The following is a 17,529-nucleotide window of genomic DNA, read 5'->3' as shown; positions in this document are numbered from 1 at the left end:
CTCAGTGATCGATCAGGTCGCGCAGCCATCCGGCCGATCGCACATGCTCGGCACCGGCGTGCTCGACGCGTTCGCGCAGGCCCCGGTCACTCGTCACCGCGACCACGGTGTGCTTCGCGGCCACCAGACGCTCGACCTCTGCGACGATCGCATCGTCGCCCGCGGCGTCGGCGCGGATGACGGAGACCACACTCGAATCGGAGTCGATGCCGCGAGCCTGCCCCTCGACCACCATCGACACCTCCGGGAACCACACCGACCCCTCGAGTTCCAGGTCGGCGGCAGGCACGGTCAATCCCTCCAGCCGTGCACGCAACCGCCGGGCCGCTCCCGCGCGGTCCTTCCACCACCCGTCCGGCACCGACCCGACGACGTTCGCCGCGTCGACGACGACCACGGGCCGTACCTCGAGCAGCGCGCGCAACGCCGACCACGACGCACCGAAACCCGGATGCAGCGGCAGCTCGGCGACCTGGTCGACCGGCACCCACTCGAGCGCCACACTCTCCGGATCGCTGATCACCGGGTCGAACGGCACGCGCACATCCGCGACGACCGTCGTGTACGACCAGATGCCCAGATCGAGAACGCTCGTGAAGCGAGGCCGCACGGCGCCGTCCGGCACACCGGCTTCCTCCTGCGCCTCGCGGATGGCGCCAACGATCGCACTCTCGCCCTCATGCAGCGCACCGCCGGGCAAGCCCCACGTGCCGCCGAAATGACTCCACGCGACCCGATGCTGCAGCAGGATGCCGCGAGCGGGGTCATACGCCAGCAGACCGGCAGCACCGAAACGCCCCCAGTACCGCTCCCCCGACTCGGCGACCACCCACGCGTCGCCCGGGTCCCGCGGCCCCTCGGGGCGACGCGGTTCACCGGCGGCAGGAGGTACGACAGTCACCCCCTCAGCCTTTCACAGCATGGGGGTATCGGCACCACGGCGCGACATGCGCCGGAACAGATCAGCGCTGGCGCTTCTCACGCACACGCATGTTGATGACGATCGGCGTGCCCTCGAACGAGTAGAGCTCGCGCAGACGCCGCTGGATGAACCGACGGTACCCGGGGTCGAGGAAACCGGTCGTGAACAGCACGAACGTCGGCGGGCGCGTCGACGCCTGCGTGCCGAACAGGATGCGCGGCTGCTTGCCACCACGCAGCGGGTGCGGGTGCTCGGCCACGAGCTCCGCGAGGAAAGCGTTGAACTTGCCCGTCGGGATACGACGGTCCCAGTTCTCCAGCGCCGTCTCCAGCGCGGGAACCAGCTTGTCGAGGTGACGACCGGTCTTGGCCGAGATGTTCACGCGCGGAGCCCACGCGACGTGCGCGAGGTCCTGCTCGATCTCACGCTCCAGGTAACGACGGCGGTCGGCGTTCTCGAGGTCGTCGTCGTTCAGACGGTCCCACTTGTTGAACGCGAGCACGAGCGAGCGGCCGGACTCCAGCACGAGGTCGATGATGCGGACGTCCTGCTCGCTGATCGTCTCCGACACGTCGAGCACGACGACGGCCACTTCGGCCTTCTCCAGTGCCGCGGAGGTGCGGAGCGAAGCGTAGAAGTCCGCCCCCTGCGCCATGTGCACGCGACGACGGATGCCGGCGGTATCGACCAGGCGCCACATCTTCCCGCCGAGCTCGACGACCTCGTCCACCGGGTCGCGGGTCGTGCCGGCCAGGTCGTTCACGACCACGCGCTCTTCGCCGGCCGCCTTGTTCAGCAGCGACGACTTGCCCACGTTCGGGCGACCGAGGATGGCGACACGACGCGGTCCGCCGATCTCCTGCTTCGCGACGGCCGAGACCTCGGGCAGCTTCTTCAGCACGGCGTCCAGCAGGTCGGCGACACCACGTCCGTGGATGGCGGAGACCGGATGCGGCTCACCGAGGCCGAGGCTCCACAGAGCCGCGATCTCGGGCTCCTGACGGGCATCGTCGATCTTGTTGGCGACGAGGAACACCGGCTTGCCGCTCTTGCGGAGCAGCTTGACGACGTGCTCGTCGGTCGAAGTGGCGCCGACCATCGCGTCGACGACGAACAGCACCATGTCGGCGAGGTCGATCGCGACCTCGGCCTGCATCGCGACGGAACGGTCGATGCCGCGCGCGTCGGGCTCCCACCCACCGGTGTCGACGAGCGAGAACCGCCGGTCGCCCCACTCGGCCTTGTACGTCACGCGGTCGCGGGTCACACCGGGGGTGTCCTCCACGACGGCTTCGCGACGGCCGAGGATGCGGTTCACGAGCGCGGACTTGCCCACGTTCGGTCGCCCGACGATCGCCACGACGGGAAGCGCCGGGCTGAACAGGATGCCATCTTCGCCGAGCGTGATGCCGGCGAGCAGCGCCGCGTCCTCATCGTCCAGGTCGTAGTCGGCGAGCCCGGCGCGCAGCGTCTCCGCCCGCTGCTCGGCGAGATGCTCGTCGATCTGTTCCATCTTCTCGGCGAGCTGGTCGGGGCCGCCTTCGTATTCTTCGTCAGCCACGGTGTGCTCCTTGGATTCGCTCGATCACCGTGAGGACGGCGTCGATGGTCTGGGGGAAATCGAGTTCCGTCGAATCGACGACCTCGACGCCTTCTGCGGCGTTCAGGAAGTCGACGACGGCGCTGTCTGAGGCGTCGCGCTTGTGCAACGCCGAGGCGACAGCTGCCGCGTTCTCGCCGGCGAGTTCACCGGCACGTCGAGCGGCCCGTACTTCGGGGGCCGCGGTGAGGAGGATCCGCACGGGGGCGTCCGGTGCGACGACGGTCGTGATGTCGCGGCCTTCGACCACGACGGCCGGGTACGACGACTCGGCGACGAGCGTGCGGAACAGCTCGTTCACCTGGGCGCGCACCGCGGGCACGCGCGCCACGCCGCTCACGGCACCGGAGACCCGCGGGTCCCGGATGGCTTCTGTCACATCGGCATCGCCGACGCGGACGGTGCGGTCGTCGGGGTCGAGCCCCAGTCGCACCGGGAAATCGGATGCGGCGGCGAGAACCGCGTCGGCATCGGAGGTGTCGGCGCCGCGGTCCAGTACATGCCAGGCGAGTGCGCGGTACGCGGAGCCCGTGTCGAGGTAGCCGAAACCGAGCGTGCGGGCGACGGCCTTCGACACGCTGGACTTGCCCGAACCGGCCGGGCCGTCGATGGCGATGAACTTGTGCGCGTCGGTCGCGGAAGCCGGTGCCGCGGACGGGGTGGTGGTGTCAGTCATTGGTGTTCCCCGCAATCCGCCAGCCGCGTTCCTGGAGCCCGGTGATCGCCCCGTGCAGTGCAGCGGGGTCGACGCTGATCTCGGCCAGGCCGAACTGGGCCCCGGGCGAGTGCTCGAGTCGGAGGTCCTCGACGTTCACACCGAGTTCTCCGAGCTCGCCGAACAGGCGACCCAGCTGACCGGCGGTGTCGTCGATCATGACGATGAGCGACTCGAAGCGCTGGTTCTGTCCGTGCTTTCCGGGAAGACGGTCGACGCCGTCGTTCCCCTGACGGATCGTCTCCGCGACGATGCGCCGGGCACCGGGAGCGCCCGGCTCACGCAGCGCGGCGGCGACATCGGCGAGATCGCCCGCGAGAGCGTCGAGGATCTCGACGACGGGACCGGCGTTGGCGCCGAGGATCTGCACCCAGAGCTCGGGGGCGGAGGCGGCGATGCGTGTGGTGTCGCGCACTCCCTGGCCGGCGAGGCGCAGAGCGCCCTCCTCGGCATCCGCGAGACGGCCGGCGAGCAGGCTCGCCACCACCTGCGGCACGTGGGAGGTGAGCGCGACGGAGCGGTCGTGCTCCTCCGGCGTCATCTCGAGCGGCATGGCCCCCACGTCGAGCGCGAGGGCTTCGACCAGGGCGAGATCGGCGGCCTTCGTGTCTTCGTCACGGCACACGACCCAGGGGCGACCGACGAACAGGTCGGCGCGCGCCGAGATCGCTCCCCCGCGCTCGCGCCCGGCGAGCGGATGCGAGCCGATGTAGCGGGTGAGGTCCACGCCCCGCGACTGCAGAGTGCGGAACGGCTCGAGCTTCACACTGGCGACGTCGGTGACGACGGCCTCCGGAAAGCGCTCCAACTCGGCCTGGATCACGTCGGCCGTGACGTCGGGCGGCACGGCCACCACGATCAGGGCGGGCTCGTCATCGTCGGCGGCGAGGCGACCGGCGCCGTAGTCGACCGCGAGGCGGAGCTGCGCGGGCGAGGCATCCGTCAGCACGACGTCGATGCCCTTCGACCGGAGCGCATGTCCGACGCTCGCCCCGAGCAGGCCGGCACCGACGACGCGGACGGTGCCGGAGAGCCGCGGCGCGACGGCGCCTGCCCTCCGCGCCGTGGGCGCACTCGTCGTATCGGTCATTCGTTCTCCTGCTCGCCTGGCGCCTCGGCGACACCGGAATCACGGCGCGACAGGGTGAGAAGCGCGCCGAGTTCGATTTTAGTCAGTTCCCGCGTCTTCCCGGCCGGGAGGGTTCCCAGGTGGAGCGGTCCGAACTGCCGACGCACCAGTTCGGTGACCGGGTGGCCGACCGCGGCGAGCATCCGGCGCACGATGCGGTTGCGCCCGGAGTGCAGGGTCAGCTCGACCAGGCTCGACCCGCGCGAGGTGTCCAGCAGGCGCGCCTTGTCGGCCGCGATCGGACCGTCCTCGAGCTCGATGCCCTTCGTGAGCTTCGAGATCGTCTGGGCCAGCACCGTACCCTCGACCTTGGCGATGTAGACCTTGGTCACCCCGAAGGACGGGTGGGCGAGCACGTGCGCGAGCGCGCCGTCGTTGGTGAGGATCAGCAGACCGCTGGTCTCCGCGTCGAGGCGGCCCACGTTGTAGAGACGCTCCTCGTAGTCTTCGGTGAAGCGACGGAGGTCGGGACGACCGCTCTCGTCCTTCATGCTGCTGACGACGCCGGTGGGCTTGTTGAGCATGACGTAGCGCTTGGAGACGTCCAGCTGCACGGCGGTGCCGTCGACGTCGACGAGGTCGTGCTCCGGGTCGATGCGCCGGCCGAGCTCCGAGACGACGATGCCGTTGACGCGGATGCGCCCCTCGGTGATGTACTGCTCGACGACGCGGCGCGAAGCCACCCCGGCGCCGGCGAGCACCTTCTGCAGACGGATGCCCTCGGGGGCGCCCTCGGAGTCGGTGGAGGCCTCGAAGCCGCTCATCGGATGGTCCCTTCGTCGAAACCGTCTGCACCGTCATCGAGCAGAGGGGAGATCGGGGGCAGCTCGTCCAGCGAGTTGATGCCCAGGTGCTGCAGGAGTGCGTCGGTGGTGCCGTAGTTGATCGCGCCGGTCTCGGAGTCGGCGAACAGCTCGGTGATGAGACCACGGGCGAGGAGGGTGCGCACGACGGAGTCCACGTTCACCGCACGGATGGAGGCGACCTGACTGCGCGTCACCGGCTGCTTGTACGCGATGACCGCCAACGTCTCGAGCGCCGCCTGCGAGAGTCGAGCCGGAGCCTGTCCGCCGACGAACTCGGCGACCAGCGAATCGAGGTCCTCGCGCACATAGAGACGCCAGCCGCCGCCGACCTCGCGGAGCTCGAAACCACGGCGCGGGCCCTTGCCCTTCCCGTCGTAGTCGTCGACCAGCATCTCGAGCGTCTGCCGCACGGCGGGTACCGGGGAGCCGACCGCGGCGGCCAGCGCCACCAGCCCGAGCGGCTCGTCGACGATGAGGAGGATGGCCTCGATGCGCTCGGACAGCGGGATCTCGGTCGCCTCGGTCGCCTCGTCGACGGTCTCGGTCATGTCATCGGTCATAGTCGGCCCCCAGGGTCGCAAGAGTCTCGTCCGACCAGGAGTCGGCTGCCCAGCGCAGCGTGAGCTCGCCGAGCGGTTCCAGTTGTTCGAAGGACAGGGCCGCGTGGCGGTACAGCTCCAGCACAGAGATGAAGCGCGCGACGACGATGCCGGGCTCGCTCACCCCCGAGACGAGCTCGCGGAAGCTCAGCGACTCCGTGCCGCGCAGCAACGTGACGACGATCGCCGCCTGCTCGCGGATGCTGACCAGCGGCGCGTGCAGATGATCGAGGCCGACGTGCGGGATCTCCTTGGGCGCGAACGCCAGGAGCGCGAGTGCCGCGAAGTCGTCGACGGTCAAGGACCACACGAGCTCGGGCGTCTGTTTACGGTGCTTCTCGTCGAGGCGTGCCGCGCGCACGTGCCGACGGTCCTCACGCTGCAGACAGCGGGAGAACCACGCCGAGACCTCCTTGAAGGCCCGGTACTGCAGCAGGCGGGCGAACAGCAGGTCGCGCGCCTCGAGCAGCGCGACGGCCTCGGCATCCACCAATTCGCCCTGCGGGAGAAGCCCGGCCACCTTCATGTCGAGGAGCGTCGCCGCGACGACGAGGAACTCGGACGCCTGGTCCAGCTCCTCCTCGTTCTCGAGCTGACCGAGGTAGGCGATGAACTCGTTCGTGACCGCGCTCAGCGAGACCTCGGTGATGTCCATCTCATGCTTCGAGATGAGGTTCAGGAGCAGATCGAACGGGCCGTCGAAGTTGGACAGCGAGACCCGGAAGCCCGGCTCGGCCGTATCGCCCGCGCTCTCTTCGAGCGTCGCGTCGACGGATCCCTCGCTAGGCGACAGCGCCACGGGCGACCAGCTCCCGCGCCAGCCGCAGGTATGCCTGAGCGGCCGCGTGCTCGGGGGCGAACTCGGTGATGGGCACACCCGACACCGAGGCATCGGGGAACTTCACGGTACGGCCGATCACGGTCTCCAGCACATCGTCTCCGAAGGCCTCGACCACGCGCTCGAGGACCTCGCGGGAGTGCAGGGTTCGCGGGTCGTACATCGTCGCCAGCAGACCGTCCATCGTGATGGAGGGGTTCAGCCGGTCGCGCACCTTGTCGATCGTCTCGATGAGCAGTGCCACACCGCGCAGGGCGAAGAACTCGCACTCGAGCGGGATGATCACGCCGTGTGCGGCCGTCAGGGCGTTGACTGTGAGGATGCCGAGCGAGGGCTGGCAGTCGATGAGGATGACGTCGTACTCCCCCGCGACCTGGCGCAGGACCCGGGCGAGGATCGTCTCGCGGGCGACCTCGTTGACGAGGTGCACCTCGGCGGCCGACAGGTCGATGTTCGCGGGCATCACGTCGAGGCCCTCGACGCTGGAGTGCACGATCGCGTCATGCGCGTCGCGCTTCGTGTCGAGCAGGAGGTCGTAGATCGTCGGCACGTCGTGCGTCGGGATGCCGAGACCGGCGGACAGTGCGCCCTGCGGGTCGAAGTCGACGGCGAGCACCTTCCGGCCGTACTCCGCGAGAGCTGCGGCCAGGTTGATGGAGGTCGTCGTCTTGCCGACGCCGCCCTTCTGATTGCACAGCGCGATGATGCGTGCAGGGCCGTGGGACTTCAGCGGTTCCGGGATCGCGAACCCGTGATACGGACGGCCGGTGGGTCCCATGGGGGTCTCGTCGGCCTTCTGCGCCTTCGCCCTGGACTTCGCCACTTTCTCAGCCACCGATTCTCCTGCTCCTTCGTGCTTGGTCGATTGTACCGGTCGGCCCGTTCCTCAGCCGCCTCGGCACGCGGCACGGCGCCTGTCCCGCATCGGCGGACGTCACCGCGCGCGCGGGTGCGAGGTGGCGTAGATGTCCCGCAGCGTGTCCACCGAGACGTGCGTGTAGATCTGCGTCGTCGCGACCGACGAGTGCCCGAGCAGCTCCTGCACCACGCGCACGTCGGCTCCGCCCTGCAGCAGATGCGTCGCGAAGGAGTGCCGCAGCGTGTGCGGCGATACCTCGGAGGTGATCTGCGCCTTCTCGGCGGCCGCCCGGATCACGAGCCAGGCGCTCTGCCGCGACAACGGTGCTCCGCGTGCACCGAGGAAGAGCCGGGCCGACGCGTGCCCCTTCGCCGCGAGCGCCGGACGCACGCGCGTGAGATACGCATCGACGGCTGCGCGCGCGAACGATCCGATCGGCACGATGCGCTCCTTCGACCCCTTGCCCCGCAGCCGCAGCACATCGCCGTGTGCCAGGTCGTCGACGTCGAGCCCGATCGCCTCGGACACGCGGGCACCCGTGGCATAGAGAAGCTCCAGGAGCGCGCGGTCGCGCACGCCGATCGGATCCTCCGGTGACGGAGCACCGAGCAGCCGCTCGACCTGATCGATCGTCAGCGCCTTCGGGAGTCGACGCGGGGCCTTGGGGGGACGCAGCCGTCCGCTCGGGTCATCGATCTCGATTCCTTCCCGAGCGAGGAATCGATGCCAGCCCCGCACCGACGATTGCAGCCGCGCGAGACTCGACGACGCCGGGGCCGGCTCGGCCGAGGCGCGTTCCGCGATGAAGCGGTCGATCACCGCCGCCGTGACCGCCGACGTGTCGGTGATGCCTTCGGCCGCCAGCCACTCCGTGTAGACCCCGAGGTCGCGCCGATACGCGGCGATCGTGTGCTCGCTCAGACCGCGCTCGATCGTGACATGACGCAGGTACGCGTCGCGGGCGCGCTCGAGCAGCATCCCTCAGCCCCGATCGCGGAGCCTCTGCGCCGCGGCCAGCACGCCGATCGTGAGGATGCCGTTGTGCATGCGGCCGCCGAGAACGGCCTCCACCGCATCGTCCAGCGGCACCCACTCGACGCGGATGTCGGCTTCCTCGTCCTCACGGTCGTGCGGGCGCTCGGCCGAGGCGATGCCCGTCGCGAGGAAGATGTGGATCGTCTCGTCGTTGCCGCCGGGGGTGGTCCACGAGGAGACCAGCGGCTCCCAGTGGGTGGCCACCAGGTCCGCCTCCTCCGCGAGCTCGCGCTGGGCGGCCGCGAGCGGCTCCTCCCCTTCGACGTCGAGCAGACCCGCGGGCAGCTCCCAATCCCGATGACGGATCGGATGCCGGTACTGCTGGATCAGCAGGACACGCCCGTCGTCGTCGAGCGCGAGGATAGCCACGGCGCCCGTGTGGTCGACGTACTGCCGCACGATCTCGCCGTCGCCGTAGCGCACGCGGTCGGAGCGCACGTCCCAGACCCTGCCTTCGTAGACGAGGTCGCTCTGGAGCACCTCCGGCTCGAACGGCTCGTCCCGGAGGGGCTCGATCGGCTCAGGCATCGGCCGTGACGTCATCGCTCACGTCGAACAGTTCGCTCGCACGGTGACGCTCGATCGCGGCGCCGACGAGCCCGCGGAACAGCGGGTGCGGCGCGGTCGGGCGCGAGCGCAGTTCCGGGTGCGCCTGCGTGGCGATGTAGTACGGGTGCACGTCGCGCGGCAGCTCGACGTACTCGACCAGGTCGAGCTCGGGGTTGAGGCCCGAGAAGACCAGGCCGGCGTCCGTCAGACGGTCGCGGTAGGCGTTGTTGACCTCGTAGCGGTGGCGGTGCCGCTCGGAGGCCTCCGGCGCGCCGTACAGCTCACGAGCGAGCGATCCTTCGGCGAGGGTCGCCTGGTACAGACCGAGGCGCATCGTGCCGCCGAGGTCGCCTCCGTCGAGGATGTCGATCTGCTCGGCCATCGTGGCGATGACGGGCTCGGCGGTCTCCGGGTCGAACTCGCTCGACGAGGCGCCGACGATGCCGGCCACATCGCGTGCGTACTCGATGACCATGCACTGCAGGCCGAGGCACAGGCCGAGCGTCGGGATGCCCTGCTCACGTGCGAACTTGAGCGCGCCGAGCTTGCCCTCGATGCCGCGGATGCCGAAGCCGCCGGGCACGCAGATGCCGTCGAGCTCGGCCAGCTGCTCCTGGGCGCCTTCCGGCGTCTCGCAGAGGTCCGAGGGGATCCAGCGGATGTTGACCTTGGTCTCCTGCGCGAAACCGCCGGCCTTGAGGGCCTCGGTCACGGAGAGGTACGCGTCGGGCAGGTCGATGTACTTGCCGACCAGGCCGATCGTGACCTCGTGCTTGGGGTTGTGCACGGCATGCAGCACCTTGCTCCAGCGCGTCCAATCGACCTCTTCCGCGGCCTTCTGGTCGAGGCCGAGGCGGCGCACGATGTACGAGTCGAGACCCTGGTCGTTGAGCGTCGACGGGATGTCGTAGATGCTCGGCAGGTCGACCGTGTTGATGACGCCTTCGACGTCGACGTCGCACATGAGGGCGATCTTGTTGCGGTTGCTCGCGCTCACGGGGCGATCGCTGCGGAGCACGAGCGCGTCGGGCTGGATACCCACCTGACGGAGCGCCGCGACGGAGTGCTGCGTGGGCTTGGTCTTCTGCTCCCCCGACGCACCCATGAACGGGACGAGCGAGACGTGCACGAAGAACACGCTGTCGCGGCCGAGCTCGTGGCGCAGCTGGCGGGCGGACTCGAGGAAGGGCTGCGACTCGATGTCGCCGACCGTGCCTCCGACCTCAGTGATGATCACATCGGGGCGCGGGTCCTCCGAGGCCTGAAGACGCATGCGGCGCTTGATCTCGTCGGTGATGTGCGGGATGACCTGCACCGTGTCGCCGAGGTACTCGCCGCGGCGCTCGCGCGCGATCACCTGCGAGTAGATCTGGCCGGTGGTGACGTTCGCGGCCTCGGACAGGTTGATGTCGAGGAACCGCTCGTAGTGGCCGATGTCGAGGTCGGTCTCGGCGCCGTCGTCCGTGACGAAGACCTCACCGTGCTGGAACGGGTTCATCGTGCCGGGATCGACGTTCAGATAAGGGTCGAGCTTCTGCATCACGACGCGCAGACCGCGGGCCGTGAGGAGGTTGCCGAGGCTGGCCGCCGTCAGTCCCTTACCCAAAGACGAAACGACACCACCAGTCACGAAGATGTGCTTGGTCGTGTCGTTCTTGGGTGCCGCGGAAGAAGAGTTCATCACGGGCTTCGATCCTATCAGGCGGTGGGGACGCGGAGGCTGAGAAGTTCACGCGCATGGGTCAGCGCGGCGTCGGAATCGGTGAGTCCGGACAGCAGACGGGCCATCTCGGCCTCTCGGTCTTCGCCCTCGAGACGCCGCACGCTCGAGGCCGTGACCGCGCCATCATTGGCCTTCACGACCGACAGGTGATTGTTCGCGAACGCTGCGACCTGCGCGAGGTGCGTCACCGCGATGACTTGCGATTTCTCTGCGAGCCGGGCGAGTCGCCGCCCCACTTCGATGGCCGCCGCACCTCCGATACCGGCGTCGACCTCATCGAAGACGAACGTCGGGACCGGGTCGGTCGCCGCGATGACGACCTCGATCGCGAGCATCACGCGAGACAGCTCGCCGCCGGAGGCGCCCTTGGAGACGGAGCGGGGCTCCGCACCAGGATGCGGGGCGAGGAGGATGGCGACGTCATCTCGACCGTGGGTGCTCTCGGCCCCCTCGGAGACGGCGACCTCGAGGCGCGCATCCGGCATCGCGAGGGCGTGCAGCTCGTCGGTCACGGCTTCGCCGAGACGGACGGCGGCGTCGGTGCGCGACGCGGTCAGCGCGGCGGCATGCGCATCGAGTTCGGCGCGTGCGGCGTCACGTTCGGCGATGAGACGTTCGATGCGATCGCCGTCGTCGTCGAGTTCGGCCAGGCGCGCGGAACCCGTCTGCCACAGCGCGAGAGCCTCGTCGAGGGATCCATGCGCGCGGATCAGTGTTCCGAGCGCCGCTCGACGCTCTTCGACGGCGGCGAGCTCGTGGGGGCCCGTCTCGTCGAGGTCGGCCAGGTACGCGGACAGAAGCCCAGCGGTGTCGGCGATCCGGTATCCGATGTCGGCGATGCTCTCGCCGATCTCGGTGAGCTTCGCATCGGCGGTGCGCTCGAGCAGGCGACGCGCCTCGGCGACGAGGGCCGATGCGTCGGGTTCACCGTCTTCGCTCGAGAGCGCGCCATGCGCGAGAGAGGCCGCGAGGCGCAGCTCTTCGGCGTTCGCAAGCCGCTCGGCACGTTCGGCGAGCTCCTGATCCTCCCCGGGTTCCGGTGCGGTCGCCTCGATCAGCGCGAGGGCTTCGCACAGTCGAGCTGCCTCTTCCGCACGGCGGTCGCGGTTCTCGGTGATCTCGGAGATCTCGGCGTCGAGTGTCCGCCACCGGACGAAGGAGCCGGCGTACGCCTCGAGCGCCTTCGCGATCGGCGCACCGCCGAAGCGGTCGAGCGCGTCGCGCTGCGCAGCCGCGGAGCGCAGACGCAGCTGCTCGGACTGTCCGTGGACCACGACGAGTTCCTCGGCCAGAGCCGAGAGCACGCCTGCCGGTGCCGCGCGGCCACCGACGCTCGCGCGGCTGCGGCCCTCGGCGCTCAGCGTGCGCGAGACGTAGAGTTCGGCGTTGCCTGCCCCTGCGGGCTCCAGCTCTCCCCCGGCGTCCGCGACGATCTCGGCCACGTCGCCGCTCTCGGGGACGATCCAGACTCCTGCCACCGAAGCCTGGGCAGCGCCGGCGCGCACCGCGCCGGAATCGGCGCGCTGACCCAGCAGCAGCCCGAGTCCCGTGACCACCATCGTCTTGCCGGCACCGGTCTCGCCGGTGATCGCCGTGAATCCCGGACCGAGGGGCAGCACGGCGTCGGCGATCACGCCGAGGCCCTGCATCCGCATCTCCTCGATCATGACGGCGCCCCCGGGGTCTGACCGCGCCATCCTTCGACGGGCAGCTGGAACTTGCGCACGAGACGATCCGTGAACGCCGTGGGGTGCAGCCGCGCGAGGCGGACCGGGCGTGAGGACCGCCGGACGACGACGCGTGCGCCGGGAGGCAGGTCGTGCGAGCGTCGCCCGTCGCACCACAGGATGCCGGAGCCGTCGGTGCGCTCGAGCATCTCGATGGCGACTGCGGCATCAGGGCTCACGACCAGGGGTTTGGCGAAGAGCGCGTGCGCCGACAGCGGCACCACGGCGATCGCCTCGACGCTGGGCCAGATGACCGGTCCCCCGGCGGAGAAGTTGTAGGCGGTCGAGCCCGTGGGAGTGGAGATGACCATGCCGTCGCAGCCGAAGCTCGACAGCGGGCGACCGTCGATCTCGAGGACGACTTCGATCATCCGCTCCCGGCTCGCCTTCTCGACCGTGGCCTCGTTGAGGGCCCAGGTCTCGTACACGACGGCCCCTGCGGCATCCTTCACCCGCACGGAAAGCGCGAGCCGTTCCTCGACCTCGTAGTCACGATCGATCACGCGGCGGACGGCCTTGTCCATGTCGTCGCGGTCGATCTCGGCGAGGAAGCCGACGTGGCCCATGTTGATGCCCAGCACAGGTGCGCCGCTGTCACGGACGAGCTCGGCCGCACGAAGGATGGTCCCGTCCCCACCCAGCACGATCGCCAGTTCGAGGTCGGCCGGATCGACGGATACGCCGAGCACCTCGGTGTCGGCGAAGAACTCGTCCACGGCGACGAGGGCCTCATGGTCGTCGGCGGCCAGCACCGGCCGGGCTCCGGCCTCGCGAAGCGCCCCGATCACCCGACGGGCCGCGTCGACCGTGTCCACTCGGCCGGCGTGGGCGACGACCAGGATGCTGCGCTCGTTCATCGTCCTCCTGCCAGTCGGTTGATGGTGTCCAACCATTCTGTCGGATTGCTGCCCCGACCCGGCGCGAGGTGCACCAGATACTCGGCATTCCCGTGCGTTCCGAGGATCGGGGAGGGCAGGATGCCGAGCATCCCGAACCCGAGATCCCAGGCGGTCCACACCGTGCGGGCGACGGCGTCCGCACGCGTGGCGGGGTCGGTCACCAGACCGCCGCGCACCGCGGTTCGCCCGACCTCGAACTGCGGCTTCACGAGCAGCAGGACGTCGGATCCCGGCTCGGCGATGACCGCCACTGCGGGCAGAACGAGCTCTAGCGAGATGAACGACAGGTCCCCGACGATGAGGTCGGGCGCGTCGCTCTCGCCGGTCGCCTCCGCGAGGTTCTCACGCGTCATGTGCCGCACGTTGTAGCCCTCGACGGCGACGACGCCGGGGTCGGCCGCGATCGACGCGGCGAGCTGTCCGTGCCCGACGTCGACCGCCAGGACCTTTCGTGCGCCGCGCTCGCGGAGCACCTGCGTGAAACCTCCCGTGGAGGCCCCCATGTCCAGTGCGAGCCGCCCCTCGACGGGGATCGCGAATCCGTCGAGCCCGGCGATGAGCTTGTGGGCCGCGCGGCCGACATAGTGGTCGGCACCCGCGATCGTGATCTGCGCCTCATCGTCGACGGCGGTCGAAGCCTTCACCGCCTGGCGGCCATCGATGCTCACGAGCCCTTCGGCGATGAGCGTGGCGGCGTGGCTGCGCGAACGGGCGAGTCCTCGGGCGGCGAGGGCAGCATCGAGTCGCGTCATCGGGATCCCGGAGTCTCCCGTTGGTCGAGCTTCGCGCCGCTCTCGAGGCGTCGGGAGAGCTCGTCGTGCAGGCTCGCGTACGCATCGGCTCTCGCCGGAAGGGGCTGCCCCTCGATCAGACGCAGACGACTCCACAGGCCATCGGTCGGCGCACTCGTCGTCTCTTCGCTCACGGTTCCACTGTACGCGGCGCCTCCGACGGCGGCCGGAGCGACGCGAGCTGCCTCAGGGCCGGTGGAAGGGGTCGTCGTAGAGGCGCTCGGGAACGCGCAGCACGAACACGGGTGTCCCCGATGCCCAGATCGCGGCCGCGCCGGCGCGCAGCAGGTCGATCTGCGATCCGGACTCCGCCACGATCTCGACGTCCGCCCCCACGACCCGCACGGCGGCGCCGTTCACGTCGAACACGCCGTCCCGTTCCGTGACCTCCGGATACGGAACATGCAGCTCACGCAGGTCGCCGAGGATGTACGTCGGGCGCGATCCCTCGGGCGCCGCCAGCACATGCTTGGGTCGATCGATTCCGGTGAGGACGAGCACTGAGTCGATCCCGACCCGGCTCGCACCCATGATGTCCGTGTCGAGCCGGTCGCCGATGAACAGCGCCTTCTGTGCGCCGAACCGGGCGAGCGCCTCTTCGAAGATGGGAGCCTCCGGCTTGCCGGCGACGGTAGCCAACCGACCGATGGCCGTGTGCACCGCGGAGACGAGAGTGCCGTTACCCGGTGCGACACCGCGCTCACGCGGGATCGTCCAATCCGTGTTCGTGGCGATCCATGGGATCCCACCCTCGTCTTCGGGAAGTTTGAGGGCGAATGCGGCTTCAGCGAGGTCGGTCCACGCCACCTCCGGGGCGAACCCCTGGACGACGGCGCTCGGCGAATCCTCGGCGCTGCGCGTGACCGTGTAGCCGGCCTTCTGCACCTCGTCGACGAGGCCGTCGCCGCCGACGACGAGGATTGTCGCCGGCGCGGGCACGATCTTCGCCAGCAGCCGCATCGCCGCCTGCGGGCTCGTGACCACATCGGCCGCATCGACGCGGAGCCCCAGGCTGCTGAGGTGCTCCGCGACGGATGCGTCAGTGCGGGCCGCGTTGTTGGTGATGTAACCGAGTCGCGCCGACTTCGCGGCCTCATTGAGGCTGTCGACCGCATGCGGCAATGCGCCGGGGCCTGCGTACACCACGCCGTCGAGATCAGCGAGGATCGTATCGACCCCGTCGACGGGGGTGCGCAGAGCGCGCTTGCGTGAGAACAGCGCCACTACGCCTCCGGGTCCGCGTCGTCGGTCTCGTCCTCACCCAGGAGCTCGCGGACCTCGTCCTCGACCGTGGGCTCTTCGGCGTCGGTCTCGTCGGAGTCCGCAGCGGGCTCTTCAGACACTTCCTCGTCCGCTTCGTCTTCCGACTCGTCGGAGTCTGCAGCAGGCTCGACGACGTCAGCCTCGTCTGCTTCATCGGCCGGTTCGGCGACCTCGTCGTCGAGGAACTCGCCCTCGATCATGCTGTCCTCGATGAAGATCTCCTCGTCACCGGCCTCGTCGATCCCGAGTGCCTCGGCAGCGACCTCGGCACGGTGTGCCCAGAACGCTGCTTCCTCGGTGCGTCCGAGGTCTTCGAGAACAGCGGCACGAGCGGCGAACAGAGCAGGGCTCCATTCGAAAGCCCGATCCGGGTCGAGCTCGGGGATCTCGAGCTCGCCGAGCGCAAGCTCCAGATCGCCCTGATCCAGACGAGCACCCGACATCGCGATCGCCAGTGCGACACGCACGGGAGTCTCGAGGGCCGACCGGTCGACAGCGCGGCCGGTCTCGAGCGCGCGATCGGAACGTCCGATGCCACGCTCGCTGTCGACCATCAGCGCGATCTGATCGTCCTTGCCCGAGATGCGTCGGTAGGTGCGGAGTTCGCGGAGAGCAAGGGCGAAGTCACCCGTCGCGTAAGCGGTGATGCCGAGAGTCTCGCGGACGATCGCGATACGGCCGGCGCGTCGAGACGCCGCCAGCGCGTGCTCGTGCGCAAGCGCGGGGTCCTCGTCGATGAGCTTCGACGCCATCGCCAGGTGACGCGCGACGTGCTCGGCGTTCTCCTTGCTCAGGGTCTTGAGCTCGTTGCGAGCGCCCCCGTTGAGGTCGCGCGCAGTGATCTCGTCGGGAATCTGCGGCTCATCGAACCGCGGACGCTCATTCGCCGCCTGAGCCGGACGCTCCCGACCGGCGCCTCCGCGCTGCGGGAACGAGCGGGACTTGTCGCGATCACCACCGTCACGGCGGGGCGCCGAATCGCGGCGCGGGGCACCACCGTCACGGTTGTACCCACCACCCTCACGACGCGGGGCACCACCGTCACGGTTGTACCCACCGCCCTCACGACGCGGAGCTGCACCGTCACGGTTGTACCCACCGCCCTCACGACGCGGAGCTGCACCATCACGGTTGTACCCACCGCCCTCACGACGCGGAGCTGCACCATCACGGTTGTACCCGCCACCCTCACGACGGGGGGCACCATCCCGGTTGTAGCCACCGCCCTCACGGCGCGGGGCACCACCATCACGGTTGTAGCCACCTTCGCGACGCGGGGCACCACCATCACGGTTATAGCCACCTTCGCGACGCGGGGCACCACCATCACGGTTGTAGCCACCGCCCTCACGGCGCGGGGCACCACCATCACGGTTGTAGCCACCTTCGCGACGCGGGGCACCACCATCACGGTTGTAGCCACCTTCGCGACGCGGGGCACCACCATCACGGTTGTACCCGCCACCCTCACGACGGGGGGCACCGTCACGGTTGTAGCCACCACCTTCACGGCGCGGGGCACCACCATCACGGTTGTACCCGCCACCTTCACGACGCGGGGCTCCACCATCACGGTTGTACCCACCCTCACGACGGGGAGCTGCACCGTCACGGTTGTACCCGCCACCCTCACGGCGCGGGGCTGCACCATCACGGCCGTACCCGCCACCCTCACGACGGGGAGCAGCACCCTCACGGTTGTACCCGCCACCGCCCTCACGGCGCGGGGCACCACCGTCACGGTTGTAGCCACCCTCGCGACGCGGGGCACCACCGTCACGGTTGTAGCCACCGCCCTCACGGCGCGGAGCTGCACCATCACGGTTGTAGCCACCCTCGCGACGCGGGGCGCCACCATCACGGCTGTTTCCGGGGCGTCCGCCAGAAGCGCGATTACCGCGCGATCCGCTGTCGTCGTTGCGACGCGGACGGCGCTCTTCCTCTTCTGGCATGATGCTCCCTGTTCTATTCGTGTAAACGCAAAATGGCCACCCATCGATGGGTGGCCATTTTGTCTAAAAGGAGTCCGGCGGTGTCCTACTCTCCCACAGGGTCCCCCCTGCAGTACCATCGG

At 69.4% G+C, this 17,529-nt stretch carries 18 protein-coding genes; 1 reads left to right on the top strand and 17 read right to left on the bottom strand.

The annotated features are described in order from the left end of the window. Position 1: 1 nt before the first annotated feature. From ACIOTO_RS13010 to ACIOTO_RS12930, 17 genes are all read right to left on the bottom strand, one after another. Positions 2-901 carry an NUDIX domain-containing protein gene (locus tag ACIOTO_RS13010; protein WP_400858149.1) on the bottom strand — a complete coding sequence of 300 codons (900 nt, stop codon included), beginning with the start codon at positions 899-901 and terminating at the stop codon, positions 2-4. A 61-nt stretch (positions 902-962) separates the two neighbouring features. Beyond that, complete coding sequence (der, locus tag ACIOTO_RS13005) at positions 963-2,435, bottom strand: ribosome biogenesis GTPase Der (RefSeq protein WP_262001238.1); 1,473 nt, start codon at positions 2,433-2,435, stop codon at positions 963-965. Between the two features lie 40 nt (positions 2,436-2,475). Beyond that, the gene (gene cmk, locus ACIOTO_RS13000) at positions 2,476-3,198 is read right to left on the bottom strand and encodes a (d)CMP kinase (RefSeq protein ID WP_400858147.1); all 723 of its coding nucleotides are present in this window, start codon (positions 3,196-3,198) and stop codon (positions 2,476-2,478) included. After that, on the bottom strand, positions 3,191-4,327 hold the full coding sequence (locus ACIOTO_RS12995; protein WP_400858145.1) for a prephenate dehydrogenase: 1,137 nt from the start codon (positions 4,325-4,327) through the stop codon (positions 3,191-3,193). Before ACIOTO_RS12995 ends, cmk begins: the two co-directional genes overlap by 8 nt. Further along, the gene (locus ACIOTO_RS12990) at positions 4,324-5,130 is read right to left on the bottom strand and encodes a pseudouridine synthase (RefSeq protein ID WP_262001203.1); all 807 of its coding nucleotides are present in this window, start codon (positions 5,128-5,130) and stop codon (positions 4,324-4,326) included. The genes ACIOTO_RS12995 and ACIOTO_RS12990 overlap by 4 nt, the downstream gene beginning before the upstream one ends. Next, positions 5,127-5,732 carry an SMC-Scp complex subunit ScpB gene (gene scpB / locus ACIOTO_RS12985; RefSeq protein WP_400858142.1) on the bottom strand — a complete coding sequence of 202 codons (606 nt, stop codon included), beginning with the start codon at positions 5,730-5,732 and terminating at the stop codon, positions 5,127-5,129. Before scpB ends, ACIOTO_RS12990 begins: the two co-directional genes overlap by 4 nt. Further along, positions 5,722-6,570: a segregation and condensation protein A gene (locus ACIOTO_RS12980; protein ID WP_400858141.1), complete on the bottom strand. Its 849-nt coding sequence runs from the start codon at positions 6,568-6,570 to the stop codon at positions 5,722-5,724. Before ACIOTO_RS12980 ends, scpB begins: the two co-directional genes overlap by 11 nt. Continuing rightward, positions 6,554-7,387: a ParA family protein gene (locus ACIOTO_RS12975; protein ID WP_167381670.1), complete on the bottom strand. Its 834-nt coding sequence runs from the start codon at positions 7,385-7,387 to the stop codon at positions 6,554-6,556. The genes ACIOTO_RS12980 and ACIOTO_RS12975 overlap by 17 nt, the downstream gene beginning before the upstream one ends. Positions 7,388-7,543: 156 nt before the next feature. After that, complete coding sequence (gene xerD, locus ACIOTO_RS12970; RefSeq protein WP_029261486.1) at positions 7,544-8,446, bottom strand: site-specific tyrosine recombinase XerD; 903 nt, start codon at positions 8,444-8,446, stop codon at positions 7,544-7,546. Positions 8,447-8,449: 3 nt separating this feature from the next. Further along, a complete protein-coding gene (locus ACIOTO_RS12965) occupies positions 8,450-9,031 on the bottom strand; it encodes an NUDIX domain-containing protein (protein ID WP_400858138.1) in 582 nt (193 codons plus the stop codon). Beyond that, positions 9,024-10,733, bottom strand: a complete 1,710-nt coding sequence (locus ACIOTO_RS12960; RefSeq protein ID WP_105710298.1) for a CTP synthase — start codon at positions 10,731-10,733, stop codon at positions 9,024-9,026. Before ACIOTO_RS12960 ends, ACIOTO_RS12965 begins: the two co-directional genes overlap by 8 nt. Before the next feature lie 17 nt (positions 10,734-10,750). Then, positions 10,751-12,442: a DNA repair protein RecN gene (gene recN, locus ACIOTO_RS12955; RefSeq protein ID WP_400858136.1), complete on the bottom strand. Its 1,692-nt coding sequence runs from the start codon at positions 12,440-12,442 to the stop codon at positions 10,751-10,753. Then, a complete protein-coding gene (locus tag ACIOTO_RS12950) occupies positions 12,439-13,359 on the bottom strand; it encodes an NAD kinase (protein ID WP_029261482.1) in 921 nt (306 codons plus the stop codon). Before ACIOTO_RS12950 ends, recN begins: the two co-directional genes overlap by 4 nt. Further along, the gene (locus tag ACIOTO_RS12945; protein WP_372466489.1) at positions 13,356-14,153 is read right to left on the bottom strand and encodes a TlyA family RNA methyltransferase; all 798 of its coding nucleotides are present in this window, start codon (positions 14,151-14,153) and stop codon (positions 13,356-13,358) included. Before ACIOTO_RS12945 ends, ACIOTO_RS12950 begins: the two co-directional genes overlap by 4 nt. Continuing rightward, on the bottom strand, positions 14,150-14,326 hold the full coding sequence (locus ACIOTO_RS12940) for a hypothetical protein (RefSeq protein ID WP_167381665.1): 177 nt from the start codon (positions 14,324-14,326) through the stop codon (positions 14,150-14,152). Before ACIOTO_RS12940 ends, ACIOTO_RS12945 begins: the two co-directional genes overlap by 4 nt. 52 nt (positions 14,327-14,378) lie before the next feature. Continuing rightward, positions 14,379-15,416 (bottom strand): HAD-IIA family hydrolase, encoded by a 1,038-nt coding sequence (locus ACIOTO_RS12935; protein WP_400858134.1) that lies wholly within the window; start codon positions 15,414-15,416, stop codon positions 14,379-14,381. Further along, a complete protein-coding gene (locus ACIOTO_RS12930; protein WP_400858132.1) occupies positions 15,416-16,207 on the bottom strand; it encodes a hypothetical protein in 792 nt (263 codons plus the stop codon). Before ACIOTO_RS12930 ends, ACIOTO_RS12935 begins: the two co-directional genes overlap by 1 nt. 6 nt (positions 16,208-16,213) lie before the next feature. Between ACIOTO_RS12930 and ACIOTO_RS12925 the strand changes: the two genes are divergently transcribed. Further along, positions 16,214-17,529: hypothetical protein (locus ACIOTO_RS12925; protein WP_400858130.1), on the top strand; the 1,316-nt coding region annotated here is incomplete at its 3' end.

Origin of the sequence: Microbacterium sp. NPDC087592 (assembly GCF_044743585.1) — a bacterium.
Classification (GTDB): Bacteria; Actinomycetota; Actinomycetes; order Actinomycetales; family Microbacteriaceae; genus Microbacterium.
Note: the sequence above shows the minus strand (reverse complement) of the source record. Positions and strands in the feature narration are given on the sequence as shown.

Coding starts and splice junctions, on each gene's coding strand:
- ACIOTO_RS12975 (WP_167381670.1), bottom strand. CDS start 7,387: ATGGGACCCACCGGCCGTCCGTATCACGGGTTCGCGATCCCGGAACCG.
- ACIOTO_RS12960 (WP_105710298.1), bottom strand. CDS start 10,733: ATGAACTCTTCTTCCGCGGCACCCAAGAACGACACGACCAAGCACATC.
- recN (WP_400858136.1), bottom strand. CDS start 12,442: ATGATCGAGGAGATGCGGATGCAGGGCCTCGGCGTGATCGCCGACGCC.
- ACIOTO_RS12930 (WP_400858132.1), bottom strand. CDS start 16,207: ATGGCGTCGAAGCTCATCGACGAGGACCCCGCGCTTGCGCACGAGCAC.
- ACIOTO_RS12945 (WP_372466489.1), bottom strand. CDS start 14,153: ATGACGCGACTCGATGCTGCCCTCGCCGCCCGAGGACTCGCCCGTTCG.
- xerD (WP_029261486.1), bottom strand. CDS start 8,446: ATGCTGCTCGAGCGCGCCCGCGACGCGTACCTGCGTCATGTCACGATC.
- ACIOTO_RS12990 (WP_262001203.1), bottom strand. CDS start 5,130: ATGAGCGGCTTCGAGGCCTCCACCGACTCCGAGGGCGCCCCCGAGGGC.
- cmk (WP_400858147.1), bottom strand. CDS start 3,198: ATGACTGACACCACCACCCCGTCCGCGGCACCGGCTTCCGCGACCGAC.
- der (WP_262001238.1), bottom strand. CDS start 2,435: ATGGAACAGATCGACGAGCATCTCGCCGAGCAGCGGGCGGAGACGCTG.
- ACIOTO_RS12995 (WP_400858145.1), bottom strand. CDS start 4,327: ATGACCGATACGACGAGTGCGCCCACGGCGCGGAGGGCAGGCGCCGTC.
- scpB (WP_400858142.1), bottom strand. CDS start 5,732: ATGACCGATGACATGACCGAGACCGTCGACGAGGCGACCGAGGCGACC.
- ACIOTO_RS12950 (WP_029261482.1), bottom strand. CDS start 13,359: ATGAACGAGCGCAGCATCCTGGTCGTCGCCCACGCCGGCCGAGTGGAC.
- ACIOTO_RS12965 (WP_400858138.1), bottom strand. CDS start 9,031: ATGCCTGAGCCGATCGAGCCCCTCCGGGACGAGCCGTTCGAGCCGGAG.